The 18,783-nt window shown below is 59.3% G+C and carries 16 protein-coding genes; 3 read left to right on the top strand and 13 right to left on the bottom strand.

Going from position 1 to position 18,783, the window contains the following annotated elements; genetic code table 11:
- Positions 1 to 66: 66 nt before the first annotated feature.
- The 13 genes from B9H00_RS15165 to hemA all read right to left on the bottom strand — a co-directional run bounded on the left by B9H00_RS15165 (position 67) and on the right by hemA (position 15,157).
- On the bottom strand, positions 67 to 1,143 hold the full coding sequence (locus B9H00_RS15165; protein WP_169713449.1) for an ABC transporter substrate-binding protein: 1,077 nt from the start codon (positions 1,141 to 1,143) through the stop codon (positions 67 to 69).
- Between the two features lie 196 nt (positions 1,144 to 1,339).
- Entirely contained in the window at positions 1,340 to 2,707 is a 1,368-nt protein-coding gene (locus tag B9H00_RS15160; RefSeq protein WP_086901355.1) for a glutamine synthetase family protein, read from the bottom strand.
- Positions 2,708 to 2,785: 78 nt separating this feature from the next.
- Positions 2,786 to 3,856 (bottom strand): ABC transporter substrate-binding protein, encoded by a 1,071-nt coding sequence (locus tag B9H00_RS15155; RefSeq protein WP_236944303.1) that lies wholly within the window; start codon positions 3,854 to 3,856, stop codon positions 2,786 to 2,788.
- Between the two features lie 57 nt (positions 3,857 to 3,913).
- Positions 3,914 to 4,708: an ABC transporter permease gene (locus tag B9H00_RS15150; RefSeq protein WP_086901354.1), complete on the bottom strand. Its 795-nt coding sequence runs from the start codon at positions 4,706 to 4,708 to the stop codon at positions 3,914 to 3,916.
- A 9-nt stretch (positions 4,709 to 4,717) separates the two neighbouring features.
- On the bottom strand, positions 4,718 to 5,632 hold the full coding sequence (locus B9H00_RS15145) for an ABC transporter permease (protein WP_086901353.1): 915 nt from the start codon (positions 5,630 to 5,632) through the stop codon (positions 4,718 to 4,720).
- Positions 5,629 to 6,804 carry an ABC transporter ATP-binding protein gene (locus tag B9H00_RS15140; RefSeq protein ID WP_086901352.1) on the bottom strand — a complete coding sequence of 392 codons (1,176 nt, stop codon included), beginning with the start codon at positions 6,802 to 6,804 and terminating at the stop codon, positions 5,629 to 5,631. The genes B9H00_RS15145 and B9H00_RS15140 overlap by 4 nt, the downstream gene beginning before the upstream one ends.
- Before the next feature lie 67 nt (positions 6,805 to 6,871).
- Positions 6,872 to 8,149 carry an NAD(P)/FAD-dependent oxidoreductase gene (locus B9H00_RS15135; protein ID WP_086901351.1) on the bottom strand — a complete coding sequence of 426 codons (1,278 nt, stop codon included), beginning with the start codon at positions 8,147 to 8,149 and terminating at the stop codon, positions 6,872 to 6,874.
- 324 nt (positions 8,150 to 8,473) lie between these two features.
- A complete protein-coding gene (locus B9H00_RS15130; protein ID WP_147376586.1) occupies positions 8,474 to 9,133 on the bottom strand; it encodes a hypothetical protein in 660 nt (219 codons plus the stop codon).
- The gene (locus tag B9H00_RS15125) at positions 9,099 to 10,721 is read right to left on the bottom strand and encodes a hemagglutinin repeat-containing protein (RefSeq protein WP_086901349.1); all 1,623 of its coding nucleotides are present in this window, start codon (positions 10,719 to 10,721) and stop codon (positions 9,099 to 9,101) included. Before B9H00_RS15125 ends, B9H00_RS15130 begins: the two co-directional genes overlap by 35 nt.
- A gap of 418 nt (positions 10,722 to 11,139) precedes the next feature.
- On the bottom strand, positions 11,140 to 11,889 hold the full coding sequence (locus B9H00_RS15120) for a HesA/MoeB/ThiF family protein (RefSeq protein WP_086901348.1): 750 nt from the start codon (positions 11,887 to 11,889) through the stop codon (positions 11,140 to 11,142).
- Entirely contained in the window at positions 11,886 to 12,773 is an 888-nt protein-coding gene (gene prmC, locus B9H00_RS15115) for a peptide chain release factor N(5)-glutamine methyltransferase (protein ID WP_086901347.1), read from the bottom strand. The genes B9H00_RS15120 and prmC overlap by 4 nt, the downstream gene beginning before the upstream one ends.
- 24 nt (positions 12,774 to 12,797) lie before the next feature.
- Positions 12,798 to 13,889 (bottom strand): peptide chain release factor 1, encoded by a 1,092-nt coding sequence (prfA, locus tag B9H00_RS15110; RefSeq protein WP_086901346.1) that lies wholly within the window; start codon positions 13,887 to 13,889, stop codon positions 12,798 to 12,800.
- Complete coding sequence (gene hemA / locus B9H00_RS15105) at positions 13,886 to 15,157, bottom strand: glutamyl-tRNA reductase (protein WP_086901345.1); 1,272 nt, start codon at positions 15,155 to 15,157, stop codon at positions 13,886 to 13,888. The genes prfA and hemA overlap by 4 nt, the downstream gene beginning before the upstream one ends.
- A gap of 261 nt (positions 15,158 to 15,418) precedes the next feature.
- Between hemA and B9H00_RS15100 the strand changes: the two genes are divergently transcribed.
- From B9H00_RS15100 to ispE, 3 genes are read left to right on the top strand one after another with little or no spacing between them, the layout of a single operon-like run.
- The gene (locus tag B9H00_RS15100) at positions 15,419 to 17,233 is read left to right on the top strand and encodes a tetratricopeptide repeat protein (RefSeq protein WP_169713448.1); all 1,815 of its coding nucleotides are present in this window, start codon (positions 15,419 to 15,421) and stop codon (positions 17,231 to 17,233) included.
- On the top strand, positions 17,230 to 17,862 hold the full coding sequence (gene lolB / locus B9H00_RS15095; protein WP_086901343.1) for a lipoprotein insertase outer membrane protein LolB: 633 nt from the start codon (positions 17,230 to 17,232) through the stop codon (positions 17,860 to 17,862). Before B9H00_RS15100 ends, lolB begins: the two co-directional genes overlap by 4 nt.
- Positions 17,859 to 18,779 (top strand): 4-(cytidine 5'-diphospho)-2-C-methyl-D-erythritol kinase, encoded by a 921-nt coding sequence (ispE, locus tag B9H00_RS15090; RefSeq protein WP_086901342.1) that lies wholly within the window; start codon positions 17,859 to 17,861, stop codon positions 18,777 to 18,779. The genes lolB and ispE overlap by 4 nt, the downstream gene beginning before the upstream one ends.
- The last annotated feature ends 4 nt before the right edge of the window (positions 18,780 to 18,783 follow it).

The raw sequence follows: 18,783 nt of genomic DNA, 5'->3' as shown, positions 1-18,783 counted from the left end.
GTAGATTCAGGCTGGGTCACGACGTTTTACCTTGCATCACGGCCCGGGACTTCGGGCCGTTGTGGTTTAGCGACTGCGCATTTCATTGTTGAGCTGTGACAGCGTCCCTAACTGCGCCGTGTCGATCCGGGGCACAAACACCAGTCGCGAGCGCTCCTCTTCACTGAGGGCCGAGGGAGGTTGCTTCAAGGCATCATCAAGCTGATCAAGTGCGGCCGCATTGGGCGTGGCGTAAAAGGTATAATTGCTGATGCGCGCGGCCACATCAGGCCGCAGGGTATAGGCAATGAAGGCCTGCGCCAGCTCGGGATGCGGCGCCCGCTTTGGAATCACCAGCGTATCGATACCGCGCTGGGAGCCTTCCTCGGGTACGAAAAAGCGCAAGTGGCCGTAGGTCTCGGGGTCCTCGGCCTGACGCCAGGCAAGGTCACCGTTGTAGGTCATGCCCATGGCGCTCACGCCGCGCACGATCTGATCGATGGTCGCGGTGCTGTCGGTAAAGCCGATAAAGTTCGACCGGCCCTTGGTGCTCATCAAAAGGCGCGCACTGTTCACCCACTGGTCCTTTTGCGTACAGTCAAAACCGTCGCCCAGCGAGGCGCAGGCAGCGCCGAACAGCACCTGTGGGTCGCCGCCCAGCAGGGTAAAGGGCGCACTTGAGTTCACGTCAGGATCAAACAGCGCCGACCAGCTGCGCGGTACGTCATCGAGTACCCGGCTATCATAGACGATTCCGGTCACGCCCCACTGATAGGGCACGCTATAGTGATTGCCCGGATCATAGGCAGGATCCTGAAATTCCGGTAGCAGGTTCTCAAGGCCCGGCAGATGATCATGGTCCAGCGGCTGAATGAGATCGGCGGCAATCAGGCGGGGGACAAAGTAGTCGGTCGGCACCACGACGTCATACTGGGCATCGCCGCCGCTGCGCAGCTTGGTGAACATCTCGGCGTTGGAGGTGAAGAAGTTCTGCACGATGCGAACATCATGTTCGCGCTCGAAATCCTCCAGTACCTGCGGTGGCATGTACTCCGTCCAGTTGAAGAGATAAAGCGTATCGGCATGCTCTTCGCCGGCACTGGCTGCCAGGCTCACGCCGGCCAGCATCAGGGCGCCGGTTCGCCACCACCATGATCGCGTCATTGCTCTTTCTCCCTTAATGATCCCTTTATGGATATTGTTGTGTGGTTCAAAGGCCAGGGTTTATCTGAAAAGTCGGTGAGCGAAGACAAGACAAGGCAAAAATTGGCGAAGAAACGGAGTTTACGGGGTGTAAATGAGTATTCTGAGCCATTTTTTAGCGCTGTATTGTCGAGCGCAGGCACTTTTCAGGCCAAGCCTAGACGCGCAGCAGCAGATGCTCCCTCTCCCATGAGCTTATCACCCGGTAATAGGCCAGATGTTCGGCGCGCTTGACCGCCAGGTAGCTCTTGACGAAGCGTTCGCCAAGCACATCTGCCAGCGCCTCACAGGCATCAAGTGCATCCAGTGCCGGGCCGACATCATTGGGCAGCGCTACGCCGCCGGTCCAGGCCGTGCCGGTCAGCGGCGGGCGCGCCTGAAGTCGGCTCATCATGCCCAGATAGCCGCAGGCCAGCGAGGCGGCCATCACCAGGTAGGGGTTGGCATCAGCGCCGGGCAGGCGATTCTCGACCCGTGTGGCCTCGGCATTACCTACCGGCACCCGCAGCCCGACGGTGCGATTGTCATACCCCCACTCGACATTGGTGGGCGCCGAGCCACCATATTCACTGGGCATCAGCCGCCGCCAAGAATTGACGTTGGGGGCAAAAAACGGCATGGCCGCGGGCATCCAGCTCTGTAACCCGCCGATGTAGTTCATGAAGAGTTCGCTGGGCTGGCCGTTGTCGCCGGCAAAGAGATTTTCTCCGCTTTCGGCGTCCACCAGACTCTGGTGAAGATGCATGGCACTGCCCGGCTCATTGGCCATGGGCTTGGCCATGAAGGTGGCGTACATGCCGTGGCGCAGTGCAGTTTCGCGCAGTGTGCGCTTGAAAATTACCACCTGATCGGCCAGATAGAGCGGATCACCGTGCTGGAAGTTGACTTCCATCTGCCCGGCGCCTTCCTCGTGAATGAGGGTATCGATGTCGAGCTGCTGAGCCTCGCAGTAGTCGTACATCTCCTCAAACAGCGGATCGAATTCGTTGACGGCATCAATGGAAAACGACTGACGCCCGCTTTCCTGCCGCCCGGAGCGCCCGATCGGCGGCTCCAGTGGATAGTCCGGATCGGTGTTGGTCTTGACCAGATAGAACTCGACCTCGGGCGCAATCACCGGCTTCCAACCGCGGGCCTCGTAAAGGGCCAGCACCCGCTTTAGAACGTGACGGGGCGCGATCTCGACCGGCTCGCCATTCATGTAATAACAGTCGTGGATAATCTGGGCAGTGGGGTCTTCCGCCCAGGGCACCAGGTAGGCGGCGGCCGGGTCGGCAATCAGCTGCATGTCGAGCTCGGCGGCATTCCAGAAGCGCAGAGCCTCGTCATCGGGATAACCACCGGTCACCGACTGGATAAATATCGAATCCGGCAGGCGCGGTCGTCCACCGTTGAGATACTTCCCGGCCGGCATGATCTTGCCCTTGAGAATCCCGGTCAGGTCGCTGACCAGACATTCCACTTCGGTGATGCGATGCTCTTCAAACCAGTCCGTCAGTACCACCGGATGATGCTTTAGCGTCATGTCGGCCTCCCCAGCCGAGCCTGATCACGGGTATCAAAAGGGCTGCCAGCCCGAATGGCAGGCAGTCCGTCACGTGCCTTAACGTGACTGCACTTCATTCCACAGCTGCTGATAGCGCTGCAGGTCCTTGCCCGACAGCGTGGGCGTGAACTTCAGCCGTGCCATGTCCTCATCGCTGGGCAATGACGGGGGCTGCTTGAGCACGTCCTCAAGATTCGCTACTGCTGCTTCATTGGGCGTGGAGTAGAACGTGTAATTCGACAGCTGCGCCCCGACCTGCGCATCCAGAATGAAATTGATGAACTTGTGTGCCAGCTCCGGATGCGGCGCACGCGCCGGAATCGCCATGGAGTCCACCCACAGCTCCGAGCCCTCTTTCGGAATCACGAATTCGGTATTGGCGTAGCCTTCAGGGTCATCTTCCCTGTACTGCAGATAGTCACCGTTGTAGGTCACCCCAAGAGCATTCACACCGCGTGATACCTGGCCCAGCACCGGTGTCGAGTCGGTAAAGCCGGTAAAGTTGGCGCGATGCTTGGTCTTGAGCATCAGTTTGGCCGCATCAACCATGTCCTGCTGATCGGTGCAGTTATAGGGCTTGCCCAGAAATGCGCATGCCGCACCGAACATGACCTGGCCATCCTTGAGCATCGAAAACGGCTGGCTGTCGTTGGCCGACTCGTCAAAGACCATCGACCAGCTCGGCTTTGCCTCCGGAAAGGTTTTGGTGTTGATAATCAATCCGGTCGAGCCCCACAGATAGGCCGCGGTGTACTGATTGTCCGGGTCATAGGGCGGGTTGACGAAGCGCGACATCAGGTTGGACATGTTGGGCAGTTGCGATTTGTCCAGCGGCTGCAATAGCCCCGCCTCGATCATGCGCGGCACGAAATAGTTCGACGGCACCACGATGTCATACTGCGAAACGCCACCGGCCTGCAGCTTGGAAAACATCTCGCCCAGCGAGCCGTAATAGTTCTGCACGACTTCCACATCGTACTGCTTTTCGAACGCCTCGATGATTGCTGGATCCATATAGTCGGTCCAGTTGAACACGTAGAGGCGCTCGGCCGCACTGGCGGCATTCGAGAACATGGCGGCGGCAATGGCGCCGGCGAGCAGTGCCGGGCGAGGTGAAAATAGAGTCATTGTCGGGTCCCCTGGGTGATCGTGATATGACGTTTTTTTATGAGACCGCCGCAACGCTTACGCGCGACGACGGTTGAACAGCAGACTCAGTACGGCCACCAGCGCTACCGAAGCAATCATCAGCGTGGCAATGGCGTTGATCTCCGGGGAGATGCCGCGGCGTATGGCGCCCCAGATATAGATCGGAAGCGTCGCGCTTTCAGGCCCCGCCGTAAAGAAGCTGATGACGAAATCATCCACCGACAGCGTAAACGACAGGAAAAAGGCCGACAGCAGCGCAGGCTTGAGCGTCGGTAAAATGAAATGCAGCATCCGCTGCCAGGGGCTGGCGTAGAGATCCTTCGCGGCATCAAAGAGCGTCGCATCCAGACCCACAAAGCGGGAATAGACAATGAGCGCCACAAACGGAATCTGAAAGGTCACATGGGCAATCACCATGGTGCCCAGCCCGGGCGACAGCAATCCGGTCAGGCGATTGATCTGCACGAAAAACGCCATGTCGGCGATGCCGAAGACGATGTCCGGCATCACGATCGGCAAATAGATCAGCACGATTAAAAGCCCGAGCCGGCGTGCCCGATGCTTGTAAAGTCCATAGCCGATCATTGCGCCCAGAATGACCGCAATGATCGAGGAGATGACCGCCAGCAGCAGTGTGTGACTGATGGCGTTGATCACCACATCGTTGTGTATCAGGCGCTCATACCAGCGCAGCGAAAAGCCACCCCAGCGCGCCGAGGTGTTGATGCTGTTAAACGAAAACACCATTACCACCAGCAGGGGCGCGTAGAGGAAAATCAGCGTCAGCCACCAGAAAACGGCAAGCCCCTTCCTGAAACTCCGGTTTTGCATGCCGTTCTCCTAGATCACCATCTCGGTACCACCGCCCAGGCGGCGACCCATGCGACGCAGTATCACCAACCCCAGGAGCGTAGCCAAAAGCATCAACAGCGCCCCGGCCGCGCCCAGCGGCCAGTTGGCCGCCTCGCCGAACTGGCTTGCCACCAGATTACCCAGCATCTGCGAACGCCCGCCGCCCAGAAGCTCGGGGATGACGTACATGCCAAAGGCCGGAATGGCGACCAGTACGGAGCCTGCCAGCAGTCCCGGCAGGGTCTGGGGGAGCACGGCGACAAAAAAGGTCCGCAGCGGCGAAGCATAGAGATCGCGTGCCGCCTCGATCTGGGCGTGATCAAGCTTTTCAAACGCGGCATACAGCGGCAGCACCATGAAAGGCAGGAAGTTGTAGACCAGCCCCAGCGTCACGGCAAAGTCGGAGGGAAACAGTCCCATATTAGGCGCAATCAGCCCCATGTTTTCCGCAAGGGTCGACAGCGGTGTGCCCGGCGAGAGCAGGTTCATCCAGCCAAAGGCGCGAATGACCTGATTGGTCCAGGACGGCACCACCACCGCCAGCAGCATGATCGCGCGCAGCCGTGGCCGGCACATGGAGATATACCAGGCCACCGGATAGGCCACCAGCACTACCAGCCCCAGCGAAATGAGCGACTGAAAGACCGAGCGCCAGAGCGTATAGAGATTGCCCGGGCTCCAGCCCAGAAAGCCAAAACCGGCCAGATTGCGAAAGGCATCCAGCGTCAACGGCATCTGCGGCTGGCCAAAGCCGCCATTGGTCATGAAGGCCACCGACATCAGATAGGCACTGGGCAGCACCAGAAAGATAAATATCCACAGGGCGCCGGGCAGGACGCTTACCAGAAGATGGCGGGTCTCCCGGCGGCGACGACGGCGCCAGACCACATCCACCTGGCTCATGCGCCCTCCTCGTCATCGCTTAACATGACGACGTCTTCCGGGTAGATCTCGACTTTCACCTCATCACCGACGCGAAAAAGGCGCTCACCGGTATTGGAGATTTCGGCAATCAATTCATTGTGCTGATCGCCGCTCTGGTGTGCCAGGCGATATTCGACGTTACTGCCGCGGTAAAAGCGCTCCACAACCCGGCACACAAGCGTGTTGAGCTGCTTGCCCGGCTCGACGCTCGGCGCATTGGGCGAGGTCAGCTCCAGAGTTTCCGGGCGAATCAGGGCAACACTGCCTTCGCTTTTGTCTTCGGTTTCCAGCGCACCGATCGGCGTGGTGACCGTCATGCCCTCTCTTGCCGAGATCGGAAAGAGATTGTCATGGCCCATGAAGCGCGCCACGAACAGATTGGCCGGGCGCTCGTAAACCTCCTGCGGCGTGCCGATCTGCTGGATGATCCCATCGTTTAACACCGCAATGCGATCGCTCATGACCATGGCCTCTTCCTGATCATGGGTTACGAAGACAAACGTCATGCCCAGTCGCTTCTGGGTACGCAGCAGCTCGACCTGCAGCTGACTGCGCAGCCCGGCATCCAGTGCCGAGAGCGGCTCATCGAGCAGCAGCACATCCGGCTCGCAGATCAGCGCACGGGCCAGTGCGATTCGCTGTCGCTGACCGCCGGAGAGCTGATCGACCCGACGATCCACCAGCGAGCCCAGCTTGATGAACTCGGCGATCTCCACCACCTTCTGTTCACGCTGGGTGCGTGCCATGCCGCGCATTTTCAAACCGAAAGCGATGTTGTCGCGCACTGACAGGTGCGGGAAAAGCGCATAGGACTGAAAGACCGTATTGACGCTGCGCTTGTGAGGCGGCGTATCGGTGACATCCACCCCGCCAATGGCAAGCGTGCCGCCGCTGGGCTCATCCAGCCCCGCCAGCATGCGCAAAAGCGTGGTCTTGCCACAGCCGGAAGGGCCCAGCAGGGTAAAGAACTCGCCGGCACGAATGTCCAGATCCACGCTTTCCAGCGCCACCACTCCGCCCGGATACTCCTTGCGAACGCCTTTCAGGCTGATGGAGGACGCCTCGCGCGCCGCACTGGCCTCGCTACCCGGGGTGCTTTCGACTGATGAAAAAGGCCCGCCGGGTGCGGCGGTCGGTGAGCGTTCTGCCATCGAACAGGGTCCCCCTGAAATTGTCCGTACGTGTCTTTTGGGCATCGAATGCCGGCGCGATGGCGCCCTACAGCCGATCCCTTAATCGATAAAAGGTGGTCGCCAGTACCAGCAGCGGGGTGCGAAGCCGCGAGCCGCCGGGAAAGTCGAGATGCTTCATGCCGGCAAATAAATCAAATCGCTCGGACTGTCCGGCCACGGCCTCGGCCATGAGCCGTCCGGCAAGCCCTGCCAGTGCCATGCCATGGCCTGAATATCCCTGCACAAAATGAATATTATGATCCAGCCGACCGAAATGTGGCGCCCGATTACGCGTAATCGCGACCCGACCGCCCCAGCGATAGTCGATGGACACACTCTCAAGCGCCGGAAAGAGCTCGCGCATCTTGCGTTGCATGATCTCGACCAGACCATGTGGCTCACGTCCGCTGTAGCTGACCTGGCCGCCGTAGAGTAAACGACGATCACGGGAAAGCCGATAGTAGTCCAGCACAAAATTGGCATCCGAAACAGCGTCACGCCGCGGCAGGGTCTGAGCCATCTGAACCTCCGACAGACACTCGGTGGCAATGATGTAGTTCACCACCGGCATGATCTTGCGCTCAAGCGCCGGTAATAGTCCGCCCAGATAGGCGTTGCCGGCGACCAGCAGATGATCACATTCGATCTGCCCCTGGTCGGTATCGACCCGAACGGTCTTACCCTTCGTCACGGCCTTCACGCGGCTGTGCTCGTGAATGACCGCGCCGGCATTTTGTGCGGCCCGGGCCAGCCCCAGCGTATAGTTGAGCGGATGTAGATGACCGGCCTCGCGCTCATAAAGCCCACCGAGATAGGCATTGGTGACCACATGGTGGCGCAGCGCATCGCCCTCCAGCCACTCAAGACCGTCATAGCCAAAGCGCCCGGCCATCTCGTCCCGCCAGGCCTTCATGGCCCGTTCGTGGCGCGGCTTGATCGCGGCGTGAACGTAGCCTCGCGAATACTCGCAGTCGATGTCATGACGCTCGATCAGCATCTCGGTCAACCGCACGGCCTCACGACTCATCATCCAGATATCCTGCGCTGCCTGATGCCCGAGCGATTTTTCGATGACCGACAGCTCGGTGCCCAGCCCCGGCAAAATCTGCCCGCCGCTGCGACCTGATGCGCCCGCCCCGATCTCACCCGCCTCCAACAGTGCGACCCGATAACCCCGCTCGGCCAGATGCAGTGCCGCGCTGCACCCGGTCACGCCACCGCCGATGATGGCCACATCAAAGCGCTGCGCACCGCTTAAAGGCGCGGCGGCGTCCAGCGTCAGATTACGGGAGTGGGCATACCAGCTTCTGCTATTCGGGGTCATGAAGGTATTCCAGGCAGAACGGCCAAGTGCAGGCACGGCATATAATATTACCAGGGCCCCGGATGATCAGTCGCCCGACGATCCCCAAAACCAGAAAGCCAAAGCCAAAGCCAAAGCCAAAGCCAAAGCCAAAGCCCATTTACGATGACAGGGCTACGTGGCAGATGTATAGGAAGGCCACTCTTTATCGCCTCATGCTTTGCATATGCCAGCAGCATACTTTAGCTGCTTTTGGGATATCAGAAGAGATATGGTCGCTGTTTAAGCGATTTGGGAGAGAAGAGAGCAACTCAAGTGGTGGTGAAGTACATGAATGGGTGGAAGTCAACGGATCGACTCGCCCCTCATATTCTTTAGTTTTTCGCATCGAGCCACACACTCAAACCACGGTTGGCCGGACCAGTTCCCGGTGTCATCATGCCTAAACCAAGTCTCGTTTTTGCCGAACCAGTGCGGCCACCGGGGCGTGTTCTTCAAATAACCGTAAGCATAAGCGGAACCGTCCGGGTGAATATAAATACGCTCCAGATATTCCGCACCGATGCCTCCCGGCTCACAATGCTCCGGGTGATCTTGGCCATCCTTTGTCTGACGACACCAAGCCTGGTCGAACTGCTCGGAACCGATCAGATATTCTCCATACACTTTATGGGTGACCTGCCAGCGATAGCTTTGCTTCAACGGAGGCATTTCCACCCCATTGTTACGGGGAAAGTTAACCGCAGCACGTGGGGCCTCACGGTCATCTATAATGGCAAAGACCGGATACTCCATAGAATCGACCTGAAACTGCTCATGAGGCGCGACGAAATCACGCCCATCACCACTGGTCGCAGCGCCATAATCGGCCATAGTCGGGCAACCGCTGAGAGTAGCCATTAAAGTAACGCCGCCCCCCCCTGCTAGCCACTGCCATATTCCGGAACTTTCGGCAATTACGGTTCGGGAATCAGTAATCTTTTGGATAGAGTTGGGGATTGTCATCGACAAATGCCTTGTAGTTATTAAATGGATGTTGAGATGGTGTTAGCGGCGCCACAATCGCATCTGGATTGAAAAACTTGCCAAAGTAACCGCCATTGATCAAATCCCCGGAGCCAATGGTTAGATGCGCACCGGGCGCTGCAACATTGCCGAAGGGTAGAGAAAATAGTTCAGCGCGTTCCACCAATCCGTTACTAACCAGATAGTTAGAGGTCAGTGTTCCCAAACTATGTCCTGTTAGCTCACCCCCAAACCCTTGATCCATTAAATAAGCTCGAACGGAAGTATCAGGCAACCCTTGGTATCCAAGCGCACTATCAATCAAATTAAATGGTACTCCCGGTAGGCCACTATCCATAAATCCGCGTGCCCCCTTGAAATACGTCAGTGTGAATTCTTGGTCGTCCGACTTATAACGATTGCCGATCCCGGGCAGTTGATCGCCTGCTATCGAACCGGCCATCAATACCCAGTTCAGCTCCTCGGCATTCAGGCCCACACCTTTGGCCAGCTTCTCGGCGATGCGACTATAAGTCTTCTGCATGGCCACACCGCCAACCACCTTTCCGGCATCCAGCAAAACACCTTGCGAGATCTGTTGCCCGAGGTCGGTTGCCTTGCTCAAGGGATTGCCGTAATAGGTACCCGCTGCCAGATAATTGGCAAGGCCACCCGTTATCGCGCCATGTAGCGCGGGGTCTTGCCAATCCTGACCCTGACTCGCCGCTCCGGCAGCAGCACCGACTGCCCCGGCAATGACCCCTGAAAGGGCCGCATTGGCCCAGCCGGAGGCGGCGGCGGTGGTTCCAGCCGCCCATACCGAGGTCGCCGTAGTCGCGGTAGCCGCTGTCGTAGCTCCTGATAGCATTCCTATCGCCGAACTGGCGGCACCAGACGTCGCAGCAGCTGCGATAATGGCCACGGCCATGCCCACAGCGGGACTCACGCCCGACTGCTTATAGTCCCAGCTGTCGTGGATCTCTTTCACCTGACGCCAGTCGACATCGCCCTGCGCCTCGGCCTGTTTCAGCCAGGCAAGTTCAGGCTCGGCGGCGACCATGGCATCGATGGTCTGACTGACGCTCTGCTGGTCAATGTCACGCACATCGATATTGACGCGGTTGGCGGCGTTGATGGCCAGCTGCCCCTGGGCGACCAGCTCGCTCTGGCGCAGGGTCTCATCGGTGTTGCCCTTGCCCTTCGCCGACTGCCACGCCCAGTTGCTCTTGCTCTTTTCATGGGACTCGCTGTGGCTATCCATGGCCCCGGCAAAGGTGATGTCACCGCCGCTGCTCAGGGTCAGATTGTTGCCGGCGTCCAGCCGCGCCTTCTGATAGACCTGGTCGTTGCCGCTGACAATGGCGAGATCGCCGCCGCTTTCCACCGTGGTGCCGACCGCGCGGGTATCGGTGACCTCGTCGCGCTTCATCTTCTTGCTGCTGACCAGCCCACCGCTTTTTTTCTTCTTCTGATAGAAGTAGTAATCCTGATCGTTGGCGGCGATGAGCTGGACGTCGTTGCCGCTTGCGGCAGACTCTTTACGGTCTGCCAGAGACCTTGCAAAAAAGCCACGACCCGCAGTTTTCATTACGCCACGCCGGGCGAACTTGCCGCTCACCTGAAGGATTATCTGTGGGCCTATAATAGTGCTTGGCCGCTACGTTCTCTGAAAAACAAGACGCCTATCGGATTTATCCTTGAAAGGTGGTAGGACGAGTCCGACAGGTTCCATCATGATCCGAACCACTACTTCCCGGGACCAAACACCTAGAAAAGCTTAATCCCGATGCCAAATTGATGCGACAACTGGAAGCTTTTTGCCGAGGGCAGCTCGGCATAAAGGTTGTCTTGGGCGATTTCGGGGATAGGATTGCGGGTGGGCGACTACTGGAATCCGGTATCAGTGCGTCACTGATACCGGACTATCGCATCGTCAGCCGGGGAGTGAAAACCTTAACTGACTGGCATTAGCGCTCAAGGCGCGACTTTTAAAAAGTAGCTGTTGTTTAACGACGCCACTGGCACACTGGACAGTGCGGGTCACGCCCCAGGCCGAAATGTCGCCACTGGCCGCTAAGTCCGTCGAAGGTGGAGAGGCCCTTTTGAGAGGTGCCGCAACCGCTCAGGAGCTTTAACGCTTCAAGGGCCTGATAGCTGCCGATCATGCCAACCAACGGGGCAATCACGCCGCTTTCGGCGCAGGTCAACTGGTCTTCATCGCCGCTGTCGCCATAGAGACAGGCATAGCAGGGAGCAGCGGAGTCACGAACATCAAAGACGGCAAGCTGCCCCGAAAAGCGAATGGCCGCGCCGGAGACCAGCGGTGTGCCGGCCGCAACGCAGGCACGGTTAATGGCATCGCGACTCTCAAAGCGGTCCGTACAATCCAGCACAACATCGGCATGTTCTACCGCATGCTGGAGCGCTTCCCCCTGCAACCGCTCGGTAATGACCTGCGTTCGGCAATGGTGGTTGATCGCACCAATACTCTCGGCCGCAGACTGCGCCTTGTAATGGTCGATATCCGCCTCACCATGGGCAATCTGGCGCTGAAGGTTGGAAAGATCGACCCGGTCATCATCGGCCAGCGTCAGCGTCCCCACACCTGCAGCGGCCAGATAGAGTGCCGCCGGTGATCCCAGTCCGCCCAGCCCGATGATCAGTGCATGGCTTTCCGTAAGCCGGACCTGACCGTCGTAATCCAGCTCGCTCAGCATGATCTGACGGCTGTAGCGCATGAGCTGTTCGTCGTTCATGAGCCTGTCCCGTTCAATAATTCTGATGAAGCCTCGAACCACTGCCCCAGACTGATGCGCTCACGCCCGCCCAGATCACGACAGGTACCAACGCATTGATAGCCGGCGTCGACCAGTGCGGCCCTGACCGGCTCACCCTGCTGGAAACCGTGTTCCAGCAACAGCCAGCCTTCAGGCGTCAGAAAGGTGCGAGCGGTGTCGATCAGATGCAGCAGATCGCCCAAACCACTTTGCTCGGCCACCAGCGCCGAGCGGGGTTCAAAGCGTACGTCACCCTGCCCCAGATGCTCATCCAGTTCATCGATATAGGGCGGATTGCTGACGATCAGCTCAAAGCGTGCCGAAGGGTTCAGTGAGGAGAAGAAATCGCTTTCCTCAAAGCAGACATTGGTGATGTCGAGCATCTCGGCATTGCGTCGTGCCAGCGTAATCGCCTCCGGCACGATATCGAGGCCGGTGACGTGCCAGTCGGGACGCTCGGAAGCCAGCGCCAGAGCAATGGCACCGCTGCCGGTGCCCAGATCCAGCACCCGACCGCTGCCGGTCACCGCCATGCGCTGTAGCGCCTGCTCGACCAGCGTTTCAGTGTCCGGGCGCGGAATCAGGGTATGAGGAGAGACCGCCAGACGCAGGCCGAAAAATTCTCGATAGCCCAGCAACCAGGCCACCGGCTCTCCCTGTTCACGCCGTTCAACCAGATTATTGAATTGCTCGAGCTCGACGCCCTCAATCTCGCGATCCCCCCAGGTGTAGAGCCAGGTACGTGAACGACCCAGTACATGAGCCATCAGCAGCTGAGCGTCGAGATGGGGGGTGGCCGTCTCGCCCGAGGCGTGATGGGCAAGGCGGGTCACAGCCTCTGACAAAGCCTGATCAATGCGCATGACAGCTCTTTTCAACCATTCTCGTCAGCCGTTCTCGCCGGTCATGGCCGCCAGCTGATCAGCCTGATATTCATGGACCAGCGGGTCGATGATGTCATCCAGCGCTCCGGTCATGACCTCACCAAGCTTGTAGAGCGTTAGATTGATCCGATGATCAGTCACCCGGCCCTGTGGAAAGTTATAGGTGCGAATGCGTTCGCTGCGATCACCCGATCCCACCAGCGAGCGGCGGGTGTCGGACTGCTGCTGCTGTCGAGTGCTTTCGGCGCTCTGCTTGAGGCGCGCCGCCAGCAGTGACATGGCACGTGCACGGTTCTTGTGCTGGCTGCGTTCGTCCTGGCATTCCACGACGGTGCCGGTCGGCAGATGGGTAATGCGGATCGCGGAATCGGTGGTGTTGACGTGCTGACCGCCGGCGCCGCTGGCGCGAAAGGTATCGACGCGCAGATCTGCCGGGTTTAGCTCGACTTCGGCCACCTCGTCGGCCTCGGCCATCACGGCGACCGTACAGGCCGAAGTATGGATGCGGCCCTGTGACTCGGTCGCCGGCACTCGCTGCACCCGGTGGGCACCGGACTCAAACTTGAGCCGGGCATAGATATCACCGCCGGCCACGCGGGCGATGATCTCCTTGAAGCCCCCCTGCTCGCCGTGACTGGCACTGATGGTCTCCATCTTCCAGCCGCGGCTTTCAGCGTAACGCGAATACATGCGAAACAGATCACCGGCAAAGAGTGCCGCTTCATCGCCACCGGTGCCGGCACGCACCTCGAGATAGACGCTGCGCTGATCATCCGGGTCCTTCGGGATCAGAAGCTGCAGCAGCTGAGGCTCCAGGGCTTCAAGATTTTCATCGATCTCGACGATCTCGTCATGCGCCATGGCACGCATGTCGGGATCGCTGTCTTCGAGCATCTGGCGGGCACTGTCGCGATCAGCCTCAAGGGCGCGATAGCGCGCCCACTGGCCTACCAGCTCTTCGAGATCGGCATACTCGCGCGAGTAATTGCGAAAACGGGTCTGGTCACCGATGACACCCGGGTCGGAAAGCAGTCTGGAGAGTTCTTCAAAACGTTCGGAAAAGCCGTCGAGACGGTCTCTGAGCGAGGCCTTCATGGTGATTCCTGGTGCAACGCGCTGTCGTCGATCAAGAGTTCCTCCGCAGCCTGTATCAGATCCACCCGCTCGGCACCGGAAGCCGCGCGAATGCGTGAAGTCGTGCCATGCAGCAGCCGATTGGTCAGCTGCTGCGTCAGTTTCTGGATCACCCGTTCAGGGTCCTGCCCTCGCGACAGGGCCGCCAGCGCCTCGGCTTCGGCCTCGGCACGCAGACGCTCGGCCTGATGACGATGGCGCCGGATCAAATCGCCGGCACTGCGTACGCGCCGCTCATGCTGCCAGGCCGAAACGTTGGCCAGAATCATCTCTTCGGCCTGATCAGCGGCAGCCTGACGCGAGCGACGATTCTCACTGATGACGTCGTTAAGATCATCAATGCTGTACAAAAAGATGTCGTCAAGCTCGCCCACCTGAGGCTCGATATCCCGCGGGATGGCAATGTCCACCATGAAAATGGGGCGATGCTTGCGCGTTTTCAGCGCCGACTCGACGATGCCCTTGCCCAGAAGCGGTGTCGGGCTGCCGGTCGAGGAGATCACGATGTCGGCACACACCAGCGCATTTTCCAGCTCATCCAGGCCAATGGCCACACCGCCGACTTCATCGGCCAGCGTCTGCGCGCGCTCTCGCGTGCGGTTGGCTACGATAATGCCCTGAATACCGGCCTCGCGCAGATGGCGCGCCACCAGCTCAATGGTTTCACCGGCGCCGATCAAAAGCGCCCGGGACTGGCGAATATCGTCAAAGATGCGACCGGCCAGATTGACTGCAGCATACGCTACCGAGACCGGATTCTCGCCGATACCGGTTTCGGTTCGAACCTGTTTGGCCACGGCAAAGGTGTGCTGAAAAAGACGCTCAAGGTCGCTACCCAGCGTGTGATGGGTTCTGGCGAGCTGATAGGCGCCTTTGATCTGACCCAGAATCTGAGGCTCGCCCAACACCATCGAGTCCAGCCCGCAGGCTACTCGCATGAGATGACGCACGGCCTCACCATCACGATGCCACCGGGCACAGTGCTCAAGTGAATCGATGGGCAGGCGATGAAAGTTGCCGAGCCATTCAAGTACCAGACGCTCACCTCCCCCATCGAGCCGACAATAGATCTCGGTTCGGTTGCAGGTCGACAGAATGGCGGCTTCCTCGACCTCATCGAGGGAGGTCAGGTCTTCAAGCGCCAATGCCATCTGACTGGAAGAGAAGGCAACCTGCTCACGTACTTCAAGGGTCGCACTTTTATGATTGATGCCTAGAGAAAGAAGCATCGTGATACCGTATTAGCTGTAACGTTCGTGTAGAACGCTGAGACACGACTGGATAATGTGTCAGGTATCCAATCCTGCCAGGTCAGGTCCGTTATCGGTGATACAGTGCGTATTTCCTGCACGAGCAGCACCGGAGGATTGCATACCCACGGTGCTCGCACTTCATGGTCATGCATTCTAACATAGCCCCGGGCACCATGGGATGGAACGCTTTCATCACCCTCATAGCCCCCGCAGGTTTCGCCATCAATGAGGACACGGATGCGCCAACGCACACTATGGCTATCGATGGCCGCCCTGTTGCTGCCCACCACACTCTGTCCGCTGTCCACCATGGCAGCGGACACATCGACCTCCCCTGACGTCAGCGTTCGGGCGTCTGATGACATGACCCGAGCGCAGGACGAGGCTGCTCCGGAGCGGCTTGATGGCGCCACCTTCGGAGCTCTATTGGGCGCCGATATTGCCGCCCAGCGCGGCGATACCGGACTTGCCGCCCGCACCTATCTTCAGCAGAGCCGACGTCACAGCGACATTGCCCTGGCGCGGCGCGCCACACAGATGGCCCGCTTGAGCAATGATCCACAGCTGGTAGTGGCCGCAGCCAATCGCTGGGCAGCGCTGGACCGCGAAAGTGCGACACCACGTCGCATCCTGGCCGCTGCAGCGGCCGGCCAGGGAGAGTGGGCAACGGCCATGGCGCTGCTGCTGGAAGTCGATGCCAGCGGTCAGGACGCCGATCTCGAATCATTTCTGGAAGAGGCCATTACCAGCGGTGCCAGCCCCGAAGAGCTGCAGGCTCCGCTTGAAAGTTATCTCAAGCGCCATCCCGACCAGCCTCACGCCCTGATTACTCGCGCCCTGCTTCAATCCCTGCAGGGCAATAACGACGCAGCCGACCAGGATCTTGAACGGGCGCAGACGCTGGATGCCAGCCTCCCGGCCCTTTGGCTGGCGCGCAGCCAGATCGCACTGGATCACGAAGATGCTGCCAAAGCGCTTGAATATGCCAGACGCGGACATGAACTGTCCTCTGACGACAACCGCTTTATCCTGGCCATGGCGCAGGCCAACCTCGCCATGAATGATGTTGATGCTGCTGAAAAGCAGTTCGACCGCCTGATGCAGGACATGCCCGATAACCTTCAACTGCGCCTGGCACTGGCTCGGCTCTATCTGCGCAATGACCATCCCGAGGCGGCTCAGCGACTGCTGAAACCGGCATTGGAAGATGATGGTGCCGCCACCTCTGGCGAGCTTTACATGCTGGCAGGACTTGCCAGTGAACAGCTCGATGATCTCGATCAGGCACTGGCGCTTTATGCCCGTGTCCCGGCGGGCGAAGATTTCATGGCTGCTCGCGTACGCGGCGTGCAGTTGCTTTCGGAGAAAAAGCGTATCGATGACGCTTTAAAGTGGCTACAGACTCAGGAGAGGGACTATCCCGATCAGTATGCCTCGCTCATGCAGCTGTCATTGACGCTGCTGGATCAAAATAATCAGCGCTCGCGCGCCGATCAGTTGCTCGATAGCACCATCAAGGCACACGCTCCCGACAATGACAGCCTGCTTTATCTACGTGCCATTCGTGCCATCGAGCATCAGGATCTCAAGGCCATGGAACGCGACATGCGCACCCTGCTTGACCGCGACCCGGACAATGTTGATGCACTCAATGCCTTCGGGTACACCCTGACCGAACAGACCGATCGCCATGAAGAAGCACTCAGGCTTCTGGAGCGCGCGCACCGGCTGGCGCCAGACTCGGCCCCGGTCGTGGACAGCCTGGGCTGGGTGCACTTTCATCTGGGCGAGTTTGACCAGGCCATCACCCTGCTCAAGCAGGCCTACGCCATGATGCCGGATGAAGAAGTCGCGGCTCATCTATCAGAAGCGCTCTGGGCCAGCGGCGACAGCGAACAGGCACGGCGCATCATCGCAGGTGCCATGGCCCGTTTTCGCACGCACCCCACCATTAATGATCTGCTAAGCCGCTATCCGCTGCTGACCCCGCTCAGCCCGCCGCCACAGGCAACGACTTCATCCACTGTCACTTCCCAGGAGACCACCCCATGACATCAGGCACTGCGATCGGTCGCACGCTACAGTTTCTGACCCTCGCCCTGATCGTTCTTCTGGCCGGCTGTGCCACTCAGGCACCCTCCCAGAAGGAAGACCGTTACCCCGGTGACTGGCGCACCCAGCAATCACAACTTGAAGCTCTGGAGACATGGACGGCCGCCGGCAAGGTCGGCATTCGCACCTCGGACGACAGCCAGAGCGCCAATCTCGACTGGACCCAGCGCAATGATCAATACCGCATTTCGGTCAGCGGTCCCTGGGGCGCCGGACGCAATACGCTGGAAGGCAATGATCGACAGGTCACCCTGACCAATGGCGATGGTACTTTCCAGGCACCAACGCCCGAAGAACTGATGGCACAGCAGATGGGCTGGTCGCTGCCGCTCTCCTCGCTGGTCTACTGGGTACGCGGTCTGCCGGATCCGCGTGGCCCGCACCAACTGAGCGAAGATGATGTCGGCTTCCCCAAAACGATGGACCAGGCTGGCTGGCATATCGATTATCGAGACTGGAGTCAGGCAGATGGCCTGTGGCTGCCACGACGCATCGTCATGACCTATGACGACATCCGCACCACGCTGGTCATCAATCGCTGGCAGCCCGGCCAGGCCGACCTGCCATGACAGATCCCGCTACGATAGATGAGGTCTCGCTGAGTCTGCCGGCACCGGCCAAGCTCAACCGTATGCTGCATATCGTGGGCAGGCGCGACGATGGCAACCACGAGCTGCAAACCCTGTTCCAGTTCCTGGATCATGGTGACACGCTGCATTTTCGCCTGCGTCACGACGATGCCATCACGCTTTCGCCGGCGCTTGAAGGGGTTCGTACCGAGGACAATCTGATCGTACGTGCCGCCCGCCTTTTACAGAAGTTCGCCGACCGCCCCCTGCCGGGAGTGGATATCACTCTCGACAAAAAACTACCCATGGGCGGCGGCCTGGGGGGTGGCAGCTCCAATGCGGCCACGACCCTGCTGGCGCTTGATCATCTCTGGCAACTTGAACTGGAAACCGACACGCTGGCAACGCTTGGGCTGTCGCTGGGCGCTGATGTCCCTGTTTTCGTGCGCGGCTTTGCCGCCTGGGGTGAAGGTGTTGGCGAACGACTGATACCGGCGGCGCTGGATACGCCCTGGTTTGTCGTGGTTCACCCTGGCGTGAGCGTGTCGACAGCCGGTGTCTTCGGCCATCCGCAATTGACACGCGACACCCCCTTGATTAGTATGTCGCGCGCCCTGCAGGGAGGTCACAACGACTGCGAGGCCGTGGTGCGAAGGCTTGAACCGGGTATCGGTGAGGTCATTGACCTGCTTCGTCAGTACGGACCCGCCATGCTGACCGGAACAGGCGCCTGCGTTTTCTGCCCTTTCGAGAGCGAAACGTCAGCGCTTGAACTGGAAAGAGAGATACTCTATGGTGTCGCTCGGCATGCGTACCCGAATCGCTGGAACGTTTTCAGGGCACGCGGTTGTAACATCTCTCCTCTGCATCAGGCTCTGAACAGGCTTCGAGTATCCCAGGATACCGGAGTATCATGAAGTA

Source organism: Kushneria marisflavi (assembly GCF_002157205.1).
Taxonomy (GTDB): domain Bacteria; phylum Pseudomonadota; class Gammaproteobacteria; order Pseudomonadales; family Halomonadaceae; genus Kushneria; species Kushneria marisflavi.
Note: the sequence above shows the minus strand (reverse complement) of the source record. Positions and strands in the feature narration are given on the sequence as shown.

Excerpts from the sequence above, each read along its gene's own strand:
- prmC (WP_086901347.1), bottom strand. The coding sequence starts at position 12,773 with ATGCGCATTGATCAGGCTTTGTCAGAGGCTGTGACCCGCCTTGCCCAT.
- B9H00_RS15160 (WP_086901355.1), bottom strand. The coding sequence starts at position 2,707 with ATGACGCTAAAGCATCATCCGGTGGTACTGACGGACTGGTTTGAAGAG.
- ispE (WP_086901342.1), top strand. The coding sequence starts at position 17,859 with ATGACAGATCCCGCTACGATAGATGAGGTCTCGCTGAGTCTGCCGGCA.
- lolB (WP_086901343.1), top strand. The coding sequence starts at position 17,230 with ATGACATCAGGCACTGCGATCGGTCGCACGCTACAGTTTCTGACCCTC.
- prfA (WP_086901346.1), bottom strand. The coding sequence starts at position 13,889 with ATGAAGGCCTCGCTCAGAGACCGTCTCGACGGCTTTTCCGAACGTTTT.
- B9H00_RS15165 (WP_169713449.1), bottom strand. The coding sequence starts at position 1,143 with ATGACGCGATCATGGTGGTGGCGAACCGGCGCCCTGATGCTGGCCGGC.
- B9H00_RS15150 (WP_086901354.1), bottom strand. The coding sequence starts at position 4,708 with ATGCAAAACCGGAGTTTCAGGAAGGGGCTTGCCGTTTTCTGGTGGCTG.
- B9H00_RS15155 (WP_236944303.1), bottom strand. The coding sequence starts at position 3,856 with ATGACTCTATTTTCACCTCGCCCGGCACTGCTCGCCGGCGCCATTGCC.
- B9H00_RS15145 (WP_086901353.1), bottom strand. The coding sequence starts at position 5,632 with ATGAGCCAGGTGGATGTGGTCTGGCGCCGTCGTCGCCGCCGGGAGACC.
- B9H00_RS15135 (WP_086901351.1), bottom strand. The coding sequence starts at position 8,149 with ATGACCCCGAATAGCAGAAGCTGGTATGCCCACTCCCGTAATCTGACG.
- hemA (WP_086901345.1), bottom strand. The coding sequence starts at position 15,157 with ATGCTTCTTTCTCTAGGCATCAATCATAAAAGTGCGACCCTTGAAGTA.
- B9H00_RS15120 (WP_086901348.1), bottom strand. The coding sequence starts at position 11,889 with ATGAACGACGAACAGCTCATGCGCTACAGCCGTCAGATCATGCTGAGC.
- B9H00_RS15130 (WP_147376586.1), bottom strand. The coding sequence starts at position 9,133 with ATGACAATCCCCAACTCTATCCAAAAGATTACTGATTCCCGAACCGTA.
- B9H00_RS15140 (WP_086901352.1), bottom strand. The coding sequence starts at position 6,804 with ATGGCAGAACGCTCACCGACCGCCGCACCCGGCGGGCCTTTTTCATCA.
- B9H00_RS15100 (WP_169713448.1), top strand. The coding sequence starts at position 15,419 with ATGCGCCAACGCACACTATGGCTATCGATGGCCGCCCTGTTGCTGCCC.
- B9H00_RS15125 (WP_086901349.1), bottom strand. The coding sequence starts at position 10,721 with ATGAAAACTGCGGGTCGTGGCTTTTTTGCAAGGTCTCTGGCAGACCGT.